This window comes from Porphyromonas endodontalis (assembly GCF_052173515.1).
GTDB lineage: Bacteria > Bacteroidota > Bacteroidia > Bacteroidales > Porphyromonadaceae > Porphyromonas > Porphyromonas endodontalis_A.
In genome coordinates, this window is sequence record NZ_JBQMYL010000005.1 from 26,207 (window position 1) to 40,170 (window position 13,964).

General features: G+C 49.9%; 10 protein-coding genes and 1 tRNA gene. 1 reads left to right on the plus strand and 10 read right to left on the minus strand.

Features of this window, described 5'->3' with window-relative positions:
- Positions 1 to 103: 103 nt before the first annotated feature.
- The 7 genes from ACTTHR_RS03550 to ACTTHR_RS03580 all read right to left on the minus strand — a co-directional run bounded on the left by ACTTHR_RS03550 (position 104) and on the right by ACTTHR_RS03580 (position 7,755).
- Positions 104 to 799 (minus strand): SIR2 family NAD-dependent protein deacylase, encoded by a 696-nt coding sequence (locus ACTTHR_RS03550; RefSeq protein ID WP_442605213.1) that lies wholly within the window; start codon positions 797 to 799, stop codon positions 104 to 106.
- Between the two features lie 155 nt (positions 800 to 954).
- On the minus strand, positions 955 to 2,754 hold the full coding sequence (gene rpsA, locus ACTTHR_RS03555) for a 30S ribosomal protein S1 (RefSeq protein ID WP_442605214.1): 1,800 nt from the start codon (positions 2,752 to 2,754) through the stop codon (positions 955 to 957).
- A 278-nt stretch (positions 2,755 to 3,032) separates the two neighbouring features.
- Positions 3,033 to 4,529 (minus strand): histidine ammonia-lyase, encoded by a 1,497-nt coding sequence (hutH, locus tag ACTTHR_RS03560; protein WP_304284600.1) that lies wholly within the window; start codon positions 4,527 to 4,529, stop codon positions 3,033 to 3,035.
- 7 nt (positions 4,530 to 4,536) lie between these two features.
- Positions 4,537 to 5,163, minus strand: a complete 627-nt coding sequence (locus ACTTHR_RS03565) for a cyclodeaminase/cyclohydrolase family protein (protein ID WP_304284601.1) — start codon at positions 5,161 to 5,163, stop codon at positions 4,537 to 4,539.
- A gap of 24 nt (positions 5,164 to 5,187) precedes the next feature.
- Positions 5,188 to 6,444 carry an imidazolonepropionase gene (gene hutI / locus ACTTHR_RS03570; RefSeq protein ID WP_442605215.1) on the minus strand — a complete coding sequence of 419 codons (1,257 nt, stop codon included), beginning with the start codon at positions 6,442 to 6,444 and terminating at the stop codon, positions 5,188 to 5,190.
- Between the two features lie 86 nt (positions 6,445 to 6,530).
- Positions 6,531 to 7,436 carry a glutamate formimidoyltransferase gene (gene ftcD, locus ACTTHR_RS03575; protein ID WP_004332682.1) on the minus strand — a complete coding sequence of 302 codons (906 nt, stop codon included), beginning with the start codon at positions 7,434 to 7,436 and terminating at the stop codon, positions 6,531 to 6,533.
- Positions 7,437 to 7,684: 248 nt separating this feature from the next.
- A tRNA-Gln gene (locus tag ACTTHR_RS03580) sits at positions 7,685 to 7,755 on the minus strand.
- Positions 7,756 to 8,244: 489 nt separating this feature from the next.
- Here ACTTHR_RS03580 and ACTTHR_RS03585 point away from each other — a divergent pair.
- Positions 8,245 to 8,595: a NifB/NifX family molybdenum-iron cluster-binding protein gene (locus ACTTHR_RS03585; RefSeq protein ID WP_377457532.1), complete on the plus strand. Its 351-nt coding sequence runs from the start codon at positions 8,245 to 8,247 to the stop codon at positions 8,593 to 8,595.
- Positions 8,596 to 8,662: 67 nt separating this feature from the next.
- Here the strand turns inward: ACTTHR_RS03585 and ACTTHR_RS03590 are convergent, their stop codons facing one another.
- The 3 genes from ACTTHR_RS03590 to ACTTHR_RS03600 form a co-directional block, all read right to left on the minus strand.
- Positions 8,663 to 9,661 (minus strand): malate dehydrogenase, encoded by a 999-nt coding sequence (locus tag ACTTHR_RS03590; RefSeq protein ID WP_442605216.1) that lies wholly within the window; start codon positions 9,659 to 9,661, stop codon positions 8,663 to 8,665.
- Positions 9,662 to 9,830: 169 nt separating this feature from the next.
- Positions 9,831 to 11,561 (minus strand): sulfatase-like hydrolase/transferase, encoded by a 1,731-nt coding sequence (locus ACTTHR_RS03595; RefSeq protein ID WP_442605217.1) that lies wholly within the window; start codon positions 11,559 to 11,561, stop codon positions 9,831 to 9,833.
- 30 nt (positions 11,562 to 11,591) lie between these two features.
- Entirely contained in the window at positions 11,592 to 13,925 is a 2,334-nt protein-coding gene (locus tag ACTTHR_RS03600; RefSeq protein ID WP_442605218.1) for a cation:proton antiporter, read from the minus strand.
- Positions 13,926 to 13,964 lie beyond the last annotated feature (39 nt).

Genomic DNA, 13,964 nt, shown 5'->3' on the forward strand with positions numbered 1-13,964 from the left:
TGGAACAAAGTTACGAATTTCTACCTGCAGGGCAAGAAGAGCCCCACGGGCGAGCAGAAATATCCTCAAAAAGAGAAGAGGGAGAAGAGGTGGAAGGAGAGTCTTATTTTGCGAGAAGGGTAGCAAGTTTAGCGACCCCTTCGGAAGCCGTAGATTGTATAAAGACAATATCTTTTCGATAGGAGCTCTCCACAGGCTTCGGATCTATCAAATAAATAGGCGTGGCATGGGGCACATAGGCAAGAAGCCCTGCCGCAGGATAAACGTTGAGCGAAGTGCCAATCACCACAAAACAATCCGCTTGGCAAACCGCCTCTGCCGCCGGAGCAATCATAGGCACAGCCTCGCCAAACCAAACAATGAAGGGACGTAGCTGACTGCCATCGGGGGCAAGATCCCCCACCTTGATCTCGGGATGCTCCATATCCACAGGGTAAGTAATATCGGGATGGGCTACAGAGCAGTTTTTCAAAATCTCGCCATGCAAGTGGATCATGTGCCGACTACCGGCTCGCTCGTGCAAGTCGTCGATATTTTGGGTTATGATGGTCATCTCCCAATCCTCTTGCAATGCGGCCAAAGCATAGTGACCGGCGTTGGGCTCGCAGCCTACAAAATCTCGCCGCCGTGCTGTATAAAAATCGAGTACCAACTGAGGATTCTCACGAAATCCCTCTATTGAGGCCACCTTCTGTACGGGATACTGCTCCCACAAACCATCGCTGTCTCGGAATGTTGATATGCCACTCTCGGCACTCATCCCGGCCCCTGTGAGGACTACCAAACGCTTCTTTCCCATAGTATCTTGCTTATTCTTTCGTTGCTATAGCACAAAGATAGTTGATAACTCCTAGGTAACAAAAGAAACCCCACACCCAGGATTCCTCCCGAGCGTGGGGTCATAAAATCGTTCCTCCTCCCCCTCACGACAGAGGGAGGAAGCGGAGTTTACTATTAGTTGTTCTCGTCGAGTTGATCACGAAGAGCGGCAAGAGCACCAAGATCGCCAAGTGTAGCCTTTTCTACAGGAGCCTGAGCTGCTGTTTCTTCTGCACGACGAGCGGGCTTGCGTTCTGCGCCTTCAGAAGCGCGTTCGCTGCGTTGCTTGTCTTCGAATGTACGGCTGTGCGATACAATGATACGATGCTTGTCTTTGTTGAACTCAAGAACCTTGAAGGGGAGCTTTTCGTCTACTTGAGCCTTAGAGCCATCCTCTTTTACAAGGTGCTTTTGAGTAGCAAAACCTTCGATTCCATAGGGGAGAGCTACAACAGCACCCTTATTGTCGATGATTTCTGTGATCACACCTTCGTGGATAGAACCTACCGTAAAGGTATCTTCAAAAGCATCCCAAGGATTTTCTTCGGTCTGCTTGTGACCAAGGCTGAGACGACGATTTTCTTTGTCGATCTCCAAAACTTCAACTTCGATCATCGCACCGATTTCGGTTACTTCGCTGGGGTGCTTTACCTTCTTAGTCCAAGAGAGGTCGCTGAGGTGGATAAGACCATCTACGCCTTCTTCGATCTCTACGAATACACCAAAGTTGGTAAAGTTGCGAACCTTAGCCTGATGACGAGAGCCTACAGGATAACGCTCTTCGATATCTGCCCAGGGGTCGGGAGTAAGTTGCTTCATACCAAGGCTCATCTTGCGCTCTTCGCGGTCGAGAGTGAGTATTACAGCTTCTACTTCTTCGCCTACCTTGAGGAAGTCTTGTGCGCTGCGGAGGTGCTGAGCCCAAGACATTTCGCTTACGTGGATAAGCCCTTCGATACCGGGAGCGATCTCTACAAATGCGCCGTAATCTGTGATAAGTTCCACCTTACCCTTGAGCACGTCCCCAGGCTTGAGGTTGGGGTCAAGGTTATCCCAGGGGTTGGGGGTGAGTTGCTTGAGACCAAGAGCGATACGTGTCTTGTTCTCGTCGAAGTCGAGGATTACTACATTGATCTTCTGATCAAGCTCTACCACTTCGCTGGGGTGCGATACGCGTTCCCAAGAGAGGTCGGTAATATGGATAAGACCATCTACACCACCAAGGTCTACAAACACACCGAAAGGAAGGATGTTCTTAACGGTACCTTCGAGTACTTGACCCTTTTCGAGCTTGCTGATAATATCGCGCTTCTGTTGCTCGAGCTCGGCTTCTACCAAGATCTTGTGCGATACAACGACATTCTTTTGCTCCTGATTGATCTTTACGATCTTGAACTCCATTGTCTTGTCAATGAGAGCATCGTAGTCACGGATGGGGCGAACATCGATCTGTGAACCGGGGAGGAAAGCTTCCACGCCAAACACGTCCACAATCATACCGCCCTTGGTGCGGCTCTTGATGAAACCGAGGATAACTTCGTCCTTTTCTTGAGCTTCGTTGATACGCTCCCATGCACGCTCGAGACGAGCCTGACGGTGAGAGAGTACGAGTGCACCGGAGCGGTCTTCTTGACTGATCACGTACACTTCTACTTCGTCGCCGATCTTAAGGTCTTGATTGTAGCGGAACTCTGTGTAAGGAACTACGCCCAACGACTTGTAACCTACGTCTACAAGTACTTCGCGGATAGTCTTGTCGTTCTTTACGAACTCAACCACCTTACCAACAACTACCTCATTAACTTTGAGAGAGTTAAGGGTTTCTTCATACTTAGCTTCTTGCTCTTTGCGGGCTGCCTCGCTTAGGGTTGTCCCTTTTTCATACATCCCCCAGTCGAAATCTGGATTAGGTGTAAGATGTTCTTGATTGCTCATCAATAATTAATGCGATGGATCTAAATTGTTATACTTAAAACTAATACACAATGCCCTATCCACAGAGGCCTCCTGCCCAAGCGCCCATCGCAAACGCCTATTGCAAGTGCCCTGTTTGTAGAGACACGTGTCCTGCAAAGGTACAAATAATTCGCTAAAAACCAACTAACTATACTGAGAGTCATAAAAAAGAGATCGCCTCCAAGGCTTCCCTCGCTCTTCGAGAAAACACCTCTGGAGACGACCCCCGTTAGATAAGAATTTGTCCTTAGCCTCTTTTAGGCAAAGGCATAGGTGCGAACAAACTCTGTTGCTTGCTGTATTAGCTTGTACATTACAATATCATCCTCAACTCGGGGCACAACCTGACGGAATGCTGCCAACATCTCTTCGATTTTGGGAGAAGACTTAGCAGGGCGACGGAACTCTAAAGCCTGTGCCGCATTCATCAATTCGATACCAAAGATGATCTCCAAGTTTTCGATGATAGGGAGCAACTTAGTAGCCGCATTCGCCCCCATGGAAACGTGGTCTTCCTGACCATTGCTCGAAACGATGCTGTCGCTAGAGGCAGCAAAACAGTACATTTTGTTTTTGCTTACCATAGAAGCGGCGGCGTACTGAGGGATCATGTAACCGGAGTTAAGCCCGGGGTTGGCAACGAGGAACTCGGGGAGATCGCGCAAACCAAGGATCAATTGAGCAACGCGACGCTCAGAGATATTTCCGAACTCAGCCAAAGCAATAGCGAGGAAATCGTACACGATGGCAAGGGGTTGTCCGTGGAAGTTACCACCCGATACCACCTTATCTTCGTCGGGGAATACCGTAGGATTGTCCGTTACAGAGTTAATCTCGGTCTCAACCACAGAGGTAACATAGTCAATAGCATCTCTAGAGGCTCCATGTACTTGGGGCACGCAACGGAAGCTATAGGGGTCTTGTACCTGCTTTTTGGGGCGAGCGATCAATTCGCTTCCCTCTAGAAGAGAGCGGAGGTGACGAGCCACGGTGAGCTGACCCTTGTGCGGACGAATAGTGTGAAGAGCATCTGCAAAAGGAGCATCCAACCCATCAAAAGCCTCTAGAGAGAGGGCGGCGCAAGAGTCCGCAAGACGGGCGATACGATGAGCCTTGATGAGGGCATATACCCCATGCGAGCTCATGAACTGCGTACCATTGAGGAGGGCAAGACCCTCTTTGCTCTTGAGAGTAACCGTGCTAAGTCCGTGCTCAGCAAAGACTTCGCGAGCGCAACGCTTTTCGCCACCGGCTACACGCACTTCGCCTTCACCGATAAGGGGGAGGAAAAGATTGGCAAGGGGAGCCAAGTCGCCCGATGCACCCAAAGAACCCCTATCGTATACGATGGGGATAATATCCTTGTTGAGCATATCAAGGATGCGCTCTACCGTTACCACCTGCACCCCGCTGTGCCCTAATTGCAAGGCGTGTGCCTTGAGGAGCAACATCAAACGCACGATATCCTGATTTACCTCTGTACCACAGCTACAAGCGTGACTCTTTACGAGATTTTCTTGGAGCGTAGTCAAAGCCTCAGCCGAGATGGAGCGATTGCAAAGCGAGCCAAAGCCCGTGGTTACACCGTAAATAGGGCGGTCGCTCTCTTTTACTTTATTGTCAAGATAGTTACGACAATGCTCAATGCGAGCACGTGCATCGTCTCCTAATGCTAGGGGGAAACGCTCTTTGAGATAGCGTTCACAAAGGGCGAGGGTAAGGGGTTCACTCCCAATATAAAATGTCTGTGCCATGTCTTTATTATTCACAAGCCTTCTTTGTGTGAGCAATAACAGCAGCCTCACGAGCTAGAATATCAGCTTCGAGGCGATCTGCTTCTTCTCGAAGGCGAGCTACAAACTCTTCGTCTTTGATAGAGGTGAGGTTGATGCGAACGTTGAAGAGGGCACCTACCACAGCTACACGAGCGCACATCATAGCTACACAACCATCGGTTACTGCATTTTGGTTGCCACGAGCTACCACAGCCTCAATAGTGGGCAAAAGCGCACTAGCACGGCGAGCTACTTCCATAGGCACAAGAGCAGCCTTTTTGGTATTTTCTTGGATGGCAGCTGAGCGGATTGCCTTCTCTTCGTCCGTTTCTTTGGGGAGTTTGAAGGCTTGAGAAACGCCGTCGTAAGCTTCGCTGTCTCGGTCTACATCGAGTACGAGTTCCTTCTGTAGAGCAGCTGCGCTCTTAGCGATTTCTGCCATTTCGTCTTGTACGTCGGCATATTTCTTTTTGCCTATAGTAAGATTGGCTACCATCTCAGCAAGAGCGGCAGCAATGGCTCCATTGAGGGCAGAGATACTTCCACCACCAGGTACGGGAGCATCGCCCGCAGTCTCGGCAAGAAGGCCTTTTACAGTTAGTTCGGTAAGCATATTGCTGGTTGTTAAGTATTAAAATCAGTCTATGTGATTGGTATAAACCGCACCACCCTTTATAGTAGAGTGTACGATATTCATACCGATATGATACGAAAGGAATTTATAGCAAGGATACCCCAGTACCACGAGGTCTCCTTCTTTACCCACCTCGATACTACCAATTCTATCGGCACGCCCGATAGCAGCTGCACCATTGAGCGTAAGTGCCGTAAGGGTCTCTTCGGCTGTCATGCTCATGTAAATGCACGCGAGGTCATACATGAGGGGGATGGATGCACTAAAGCAGCTCCCGGGGTTAAGGTCACTGGCAACAGCCACAGCGCAGCCGTTGTCTATCATCTTACGAGCGGGAGCATAGGCGGCTTTTAAGCTGAAAGCCGTGCAGGGTAATAGGGTAGCCACCGTATTAGAATTAGCGAGTGCGGCAATTCCCTTTTCTGAGATTTGAAGCAAATGGTCGGCAGAGAGGCACCCAAGCTCCGCAGCCAATTCGGCACCACCAAAGGGCACAATCTCATCGGCGTGCATCTTGAGGGTAAAGCCCATAGCGCGAGCAGCATTGAGCAAGCGACGAGTTTGCTCGTGGTCGAAGACTCCCTCTTCTGTAAATATATCGCAGCACTCGGCAAGCCCTCGGCTCTTAACCTCGGGGAGTACCGTCTGTACCAAATACTCGATGTAGTCTGTGGAGCGACCTTTGAACTCGGGAGGAGTATCGTGCGCCCCCATAAAAGTAGCGTGAAGTGCGATGGGTTGCGATTTTTGCAGACGCTGAATCACCTCCAACTGGCGCAATTCGGTCTCCAAATCCATGCCATAGCCACTCTTGGCATCAGCCGTGGTCACACCCATAGAGAGCATAGCGCGGAGGTGAACCTGGGCGGCGGCCTCTAGCTCTTCCACACTCGCCTCGCGAGTTGCCTTGGTAGTACTGGCAATCCCTCCCCCTGCTTGCATAATGCTCATATAGGAAGCTCCACGCAATCGCATCTGGAACTCCTCTTCGCGGAATCCTCCAAAGACAAGGTGAGTATGGCTATCAACAAAACCGGGCACTACGGCACCCCCTTGGGCGTCGTAGACAGCACAATCTTGGATAAGGTCGCCGCGGACCTCAGACTCCTTTCCCACATAGGCAATAATTCCATCTCGGATTACGATAGCTGCAGGCCCCATAAGGATATCTAGCTCTCCCATGGCTTTCCCATGGATCGCCTTATTCCCCTTAGGCGTTGCTACCTTGCCTATATTTTTTACGTATAGATTATGACTCATGTACACTATATAAAACAAGGGAAGCTCTCGGGAGAGCAAGCGATATGTACCACCCTCCCGAGAGATATTCCTAGCTCATTCCAATATTACTCCATCATGCGGAGCTCGAGGATCTGATCGTGTGAGAAGTTTTCGATCCCGAGGTAATATTCTGCACAATCGATAAGAGCAGCCATAGGAAGCAAACCGATTACTTCGCTACCTACAATCTCTACACCATAACGCTTTGCCTCCATACGTACCATTTCGTGAGCACGATATACGCTGGTCTTGGTAAAGTCGGTAAGGTTCATAGATACTTGTGCGATGTGACGATCGGTCAACTCTACACCCATAGCCTTGCAGAAGCGGAGACCACCACCGATGTGACGTACTCTCTTGGCAATAGCATCAGCGATAGCAACATCGCTGGTATTGAGGTTTACGTTGTAGGCAACAAGAGGCATACGAGCACCTACAGCCACACAACCTGCCGTAGCGTGACGATCTGCGGGACCGAAGTCGGGGAGCCATTCAGCTTCGTGCACTTTGGTTTCCATTCCTTCGAACTCGCCCTTTCTCACCTTGGCAAGATTTTCACGATGGGGAGCTGTTGCACTCTTTTCGTAGAGGTATACGGGCACACCATACTTAGTACCAATGATTTCGCCAACCTCACGAGAGAGGGCGATAGCTTCGTCCATTTCCATATTGCGGATGGGGATGAAGGGAACTACGTCCACAGCACCCATACGGGGGTGTTGCCCCGAGTGCTTAGTCATATCGATAACCTCAACAGCTACACCCACTGCTTCGAGGAGCGATTCCTTCACTGCTTCCGGAGTACCTACTACGGTTACAACAAGACGGTTATGGTCTTCGTCGTTGCTATAATTAAGCAACTTAACGCCCTGACGTGTACGGAAAGGATTTACAATCTTCTCGATTTTTTCGCGGTCGCGTCCCTCGCTAAAATTGGGTACGCACTCTACAATTTTCGTTGCACTTGCCATGATGATTTATTCTTTAGTAGTTTAGTCTTTTCGTCGGCGAAGTTAGCGCATTTTCTTGAGCTTACAGAGATATGGGCAAAAGAAGAGCTCCACCTCGTAAGAAACAATACTCATAGCACCATCATCTTAAGGAAAATAAAAAACGCATCTAACCCACGGAAGGAAAGATGCGACATCATAATAGGAAGGAGAGCAGCCCCACAAAGAAGTGTACCTACACCACCCCCTTCTTTTGCTATCAGCCCAAGTTGTCCCGGAAGAATTCGAATCCTCAATTTCAGAGCCAGAATCTGACGTGTTACCATTACACCACGGGACAATTCATTTAGAGCTACAACCCCACTCTAAGAAGGCAAACCAGGCTATGCTCCCTGCGAGATTGCGGTGCAAAGGTACAATAAAAATCCGGAAAGGCAACATCCCCGCTGATTTTCTTTCGCGCCCATCCCTCCCCCATTTTCAGGGCGAGAAGGGAGCGAAAAGGAGGCTGATTTCTAAAAAAGAATCAGCCGGAAAGGACTCCGACTTCTGCCTGAGTTTTTGCAAAAAACAGCCCATGAAACATTTTATTCCTGCCCTAAAAAGAAAAAAGCGCAGGGCAGCAAAATCCGAACATTTCACACCTAAAACAAAACCGATTTCTCTGCAAACCCCGCAAACAAGAGGAGACTCAAGAGCTCCCGCTCCCTAGCTCAGGAGAGAGCCTCCCCCTTACGATGGGATAAAAACGCCGTAGGGTGGTCTAAATTGGCTACTCCCTGAAATATCCTTATCTTTGCGTTAGTTGAATCAAACCTAGTACAAGACTATGATCAAAATTGCAGTGCCCACGCGAGACAATAGCGTGGACGATCACTTCGGGCATTGTGCCTACTACACGATTTTCAGCATCGAAGACCGAGAAATCAAAGCTTCGACCACGCTTCCTTCCCCCCAAGGGTGTGGCTGCAAAAGCAACATCGCCGCGACGTTGCAAGAGATGGGCGTAGGTCTTATGCTTGCAGGGAACATGGGAGACGGAGCAAAGAAAAAACTTGCAGACCATGGCATCGAGGTAATCAGGGGGTGCAGCGGTCCTGTAGAAAAGGTCGTAAAAGACTACCTCCAAGGCACATTATCCGACTCGGGTGTGGCCTGCCTCCATCACGACTGCCACTAAACGAAAAAATCCCCTTGCCCAAACAGCTTGAGCAAGGGGACTTCTTTTATTGGGATAAGGAATAGGTTTAGAGATTCGGATTGAGCGTAGCCCAATCTGCAACAGGGGGGATTATACCCATCTCAGCCACCTGAGCAATCATGGCGGCCAAGTGCTCTGCACTCTGTTTGAGGGCGGCCATTTCCTCGTCGGTCCCCTTCGTTTCAAGGCAATGCACCCCATCTTTGTCGATGCGCGTCTCCATCGCCATCATCACTTTGCCGTAATCAGCATGAGACACGTAGCACCCCGAAGGTAGCGTAAAAGGCTCGCCACCCATGGCAGCGGCAATCATCTCCACAGCCACATAAGAGGGACTTTGGAAGCTACTACGCCCCCGCAACTTAATGATATTGGCACCTCCTTTTACAACGCGCTCCTTGAGAGCCGTCCACTCCTCCTGCGAGAGCTTCTCTGTACCAATAAGCGAGAGCAGGGGTGTTCCATCCACAGCTGCCGTAGAGGCAAAGACTGCCATAGACTCGCCATGACCGCCATAGGTGCGGCAGAGAGTTACCTTGCTTTGGAGTACTCCGAAGTGCTTTGCGAGCTCGCTTTGCAGACGATTGGAGTCGAGAGCCGCCAGCGTGGTTACTTGCGAAGGCTTCAATCCGGAATGAATGAGCGTAACCAACCCTGTAATATCAGCAGGGTTGAATATGATAACCACGTGCTGTACATCCGGGCAATAACGCTTGATATTGTCGCCCAATTCCGCCGCGATTTGGCTATTACCACGAAGAAGATCCTCACGGGTCATACCCTCTTTGCGCGGAGCTCCCCCTGCGGAGATAATATATTTAGCACCACGGAGAGCCTCTTCTATACTCGAAGTAAATGTTAGATTGAGCCCCTCAAAAGCACAATGGCGCATCTCTTCTGCTACGCCTTCCAGCCCTTGGGCGAATGGATCGTAGAGACAAATGTTTGGAGTAAGGCGCATCATGGCGGCCGTTTGCGCCATGTTGGAGCCGATCATGCCGGCAGCTCCAATGAGCGTTAACTTATCGTTTGTTAGATAATTCATAGTGATATTCTTTTTATTATCATTGCCATACTATGGGAAGTAGCGTCTCCGGCCCTTTTATTGGGTAGGGATGTGCACACTCAACCTCCCTCGGAGAAGTGCCTGAAACCAAGCTACCAACTCCTAAGCAAAGATATATAAAAAGCGTTTGCCACGCACAAGAGGGAGACTACGTTGCACGTACAACGATAGGCACATCTTGCCAAGTCACAACCACTGAGTCTGCCGCAACATATTTAGAAGAGAGGGGGTCTTGCGAAGAGGTAGGGTACTTCTCCACACGAATCCCCATAAGGGAGCAAAGGAAATAGGGCAATACATCGGTAGTAAAGAGCTGATGCTTCACCGCCTCCAGACGCGAAACCAGATCGGGATGGAGCTGACGCATTTTGGGACTTATGTACACCATAAAGGGCACTGAGATTGACTTCCAGTGCGGAGCGTGCCCAAAGACATCACTCATATCGCCGGCTTCGGGGTCATACGTAAGGATACCATGATCTGCCACATAGACTACCACAGAGGGCTCTTGCGCATAGCGTTGAATGATCTCATGAAGCATATAGTCCGTGTAGAGGATACTATTGGCATACTCGCAAATTGCCTCGTTTTGGCTCTGATCCTTGAGAGGAGAAGGGAGATCTTCGGGCTTAAATCGGGCAAAATTACTCGGATAACGCTCTTTGCAAGAGGGGTGCGAACCCATCAAATGCACGAGTTCAAAAATCTTATTCTTGGGCAGTGAGGGTGTTTTACTCGTCAGCAAATGGGGCAGGACATCCCCATCCAGTTTCAACTCCTGAGCCCACCAATCGCGAGAAGATCGCACATTAGCGTAGTACAAACTATCCGAAGTGGAGGCAATCGCTGCCACAGGTTGGATAAACAAACCCTGCTTCTCTTGGTTGCTCAGCCAATAGGTATAGTAGCCGGCTTTCTGCAAAACGAGCGGCAGGGTAGGCGTAGCATCCCACGTAGAGAGCGTATCCGTCCGTTGGAAAAAGGTGAGTACTTGGGACAAAGAAGCCGCCGTATAGGGAGCCGGAGCCACGGCATTATCGAACAGAATCACCTCTTTGCTTGCAATTAGACTATCCAAAAAAGGAGTATTCGCCAAGGGGAAGCCGTAGCAATGATGGTAGGCACGCGTAGCAGATTCCCCCACAACAAGCACCAGCGAATGCGCCGAAAAAGAGGGGTCTTGATGCACCTCTCCACAGTCTACTCGGCGTAAAGCCTCCAGCGTCTCCTCTACAGAAGACATTTCCTCGGCGCACTTCATCACCCCTGTCGCAAGTCGAGTGATGGGAGTCATCACTTTATAGTTGGGGTAATTACTGCGGTAACTCGTAATAATGAGATAGGAGGAATAGAAACCACCTCCCAATAAAACCACGAGAGGGGCAGCCAACCAATAGGCACTTATCTCCCCCTTTTTCCTACGAGAAAAACGGTAAACGACATAGGCAATAGCAAGGCTCGCAATAAATAGCAAGAGGGGTAGAAAGAGATATTTTACGAGGCTGGCTCCCGCCATAAACTCTGCGGCTTCACGAGGATTCGTCGCCAAAATATTAAGCGCAATGCTATCCGTAAAAATCGTTTTGTAGCCGGAGATGAGAATTTGCTCCCCGAAAAAAAGTAGCGAGGCAAGGAACAGGAAAAAGCCAATTAGACAATGGCGCAACACTCGGTACCTATCGGGCACGAAAGCAACAAGGAGCGGAATGAAAAATCCCCACCCAAAAGTTTCGGGGAGGGAGAGGAGTGTCGAGTCGACCCTCGGGTCTGTATTGATAAAAGAATAGCGGAAATTGGAGCAGAGAACAAGGAGAATGATGAAAACTCCAACCCAAGAATTCCGATAAAAGCGTGTAGCAAGACGAGATAAAAAGGACATAAATAGCATTTTATTTACTTGTGAGAAGAGTCATTCAAACATATTCTTTGTTGCAGGGATCGCCAGTGGATCGGCATTCCTCTCAAGGGCACGAACGATGAGGGTACTGGGCAACTCCTGCAAAATCTCGGGGCGCACCTCCGTAAGAAGTCCCCACGTATCGTAAGAAATGAAGAGGAAGTCATACCCACGCAGCACCCCCACTCCATCTCCGGAAGTGAGCAGATTCGCCTCCTCCGGTACGAGCCCCAAATCGAGGGCAGGGGCATTTTCTCCGAGCGACAAAGGCAAAATGGCAATAGAAGCGTTGTGCGCTTTGGAGAGATGGCGAGCAAGGGGGAAAAGCACCTCCCTGTCGGTTGCGTCCTTTGCGAGAAGCAAAACCCGTTTGAGAGAGCCAAAGTGCCTATCGACAAAAACGCCCAACGAGCAATTCGTTTCTTCCGCAAATCGGGTCATTTTATCATTGAAGAGGGTACGAGCATTGAGGAGTACCTCGGGAGAGGTTATTGAGAATTTGCGCCAACGCTTCTGCAAAAGCATTCGGTAAGAGACCACATTGCGATCCTCCTCTTCACTGGAGAGGCTTAACCCTGCCCCCACGAGTAAGAAGCTATGATGGGGCAGATTCGCTTGATCAATGATCTCACTTGTCACTTGGTCACTTACCCTGTAGATAGGCTCTACAGAGAGACCAAGGTGGCGAGCTTCGCGCAAGGCGGGATGGAAGTTATCGGCAAAAAAAGTCTCTTCGTTAATTACATTCACATTATTGCTCATAGTAACGTGCAACAACGAAACCCCGGACGAGAGTTTTTCGTCGGGGAACAACTGCCGAGCCAAACGCAGGAGAAGCGCCCCCGTTTCGGGGCGACCAAATGCGATAAGGATGCGGTGCGAAAGGCGAGCCACAGCCTCCTTGGTTGGGCGATGGAAGTGTAGAAAGAGGTAATCGATAAGGTGAATTATAGGGGTGGTCATCACCGTTGTGACGAGTGTCATCAATACCAAAATTGCGAAGAACACGGGAGGCAACACCCCCATATCCAGCCCAATCTTGAGCACTACAAGCTCCATGAGTCCTCGGGTATTCATGTAAGCCCCGAGGTAAAGACTATCCTTCTGATCTATACCACACACGCGTGCGGCAACGTAGGTTCCCCCTGCTTTCCCCACAACAGCGACGAGCACAAAGAGGAGCAAAAGCAACCAGAGTTCACCCGAATTGATGAGCCCAAGCTCGGTTCGAAGCCCCGAGGAAACAAAAAAGAGTGGCAAGAAAATATTAAGTGACACATCCTCCACCTTCTCGGTCATCACATGCCGGAACTTCACGTCCTCCGGCATAATCAACCCAAAGATAAAGGCTCCGAAAAGGGCGTGCATGCTCAGGATTTCCGTAAGATAAGCACTCAAAAGCAACAGGATGAAGATAATACCAACCAGCCCCTTGCCCAGCAGCTCTTCTTTGTTGTACATACGCCCAATGAGAGAGAAGAGAGGGCGCAATACCCCAAAGGCCAGTCCCATATAGAGAAGCAGGAAAAGAAAATTGAAGAACGCACTGGCAACGCTTCCGCTTTGGGTTATGGCCATAATGGCGGCCAGCATGAGCCATGCCATAATATCCCCGGCAGCGGCGGTATTAAGAGTCAACTTCCCAAGATAGGTACGGCTCATATTGCGCTCTTGCACGATGCGAGCCAATACGGGGAAAGCTGTAATACTCATCGAAATACCGATAAAAAGAGCCAAGGGGAAGAAGGCAACTTCGGCAGCGTAGCGCTCATAAGTCACGATGCTCAGTAGCAATCCCAAAATAAATGGGATAAAAATACCCGACTGACTGATTATAATCGAGTTGCGCGCTTGGGCTTTGATGTCGGCAATACGCAGCTCCATCCCAATGGTAAACATAAAGAGGATAAGCCCGAATTGACTCAGAAGCTCGATATTGACTATGCTCTCCTCAGGGAAAAGCCACGCCGAAAGATCCGGAGCGACAATACCCAAGAGACTCGGTCCCAACAGGATACCTGCAATAATCTCCCCAATAACCGTAGGCTGCCCAAGCCGTGCAAAGAGCCACCCGACCCCACGAGCCACCGACAGGATAACCACGATTTGGAGCAACAGACGCCCAATAGTGGTAGCCACATGGTGCTGTACCCCTTCGCCAAAGGCCGTGAAAGCCCCTCGCAATCCGCCCGAAGTGGAGCCTGCCAAATCTCCCGAAGATAGGATAGGCGTAGCCACAGCTGCCGTAGCCCAAATAGCCCCAACGAAGAGGAGCAAAAGCACAAAATAGTAGACTAATGCACCACGCTTTTGGGTGGCAGATATAGGGGTAGGAGCTTCTTTCATGGAGCGAATCCTTCTCTAGAGATACAAAACAATAATACG

Coding starts and splice junctions, on each gene's coding strand:
- ACTTHR_RS03550 (WP_442605213.1), bottom strand. CDS start 799: ATGGGAAAGAAGCGTTTGGTAGTCCTCACAGGGGCCGGGATGAGTGCC.
- rpsA (WP_442605214.1), bottom strand. CDS start 2,754: ATGAGCAATCAAGAACATCTTACACCTAATCCAGATTTCGACTGGGGG.
- hutH (WP_304284600.1), bottom strand. CDS start 4,529: ATGGCACAGACATTTTATATTGGGAGTGAACCCCTTACCCTCGCCCTT.
- ACTTHR_RS03565 (WP_304284601.1), bottom strand. CDS start 5,163: ATGCTTACCGAACTAACTGTAAAAGGCCTTCTTGCCGAGACTGCGGGC.
- hutI (WP_442605215.1), bottom strand. CDS start 6,444: ATGAGTCATAATCTATACGTAAAAAATATAGGCAAGGTAGCAACGCCT.
- ftcD (WP_004332682.1), bottom strand. CDS start 7,436: ATGGCAAGTGCAACGAAAATTGTAGAGTGCGTACCCAATTTTAGCGAG.
- ACTTHR_RS03585 (WP_377457532.1), top strand. CDS start 8,245: ATGATCAAAATTGCAGTGCCCACGCGAGACAATAGCGTGGACGATCAC.
- ACTTHR_RS03590 (WP_442605216.1), bottom strand. CDS start 9,661: ATGAATTATCTAACAAACGATAAGTTAACGCTCATTGGAGCTGCCGGC.
- ACTTHR_RS03595 (WP_442605217.1), bottom strand. CDS start 11,561: ATGTCCTTTTTATCTCGTCTTGCTACACGCTTTTATCGGAATTCTTGG.
- ACTTHR_RS03600 (WP_442605218.1), bottom strand. CDS start 13,925: ATGAAAGAAGCTCCTACCCCTATATCTGCCACCCAAAAGCGTGGTGCA.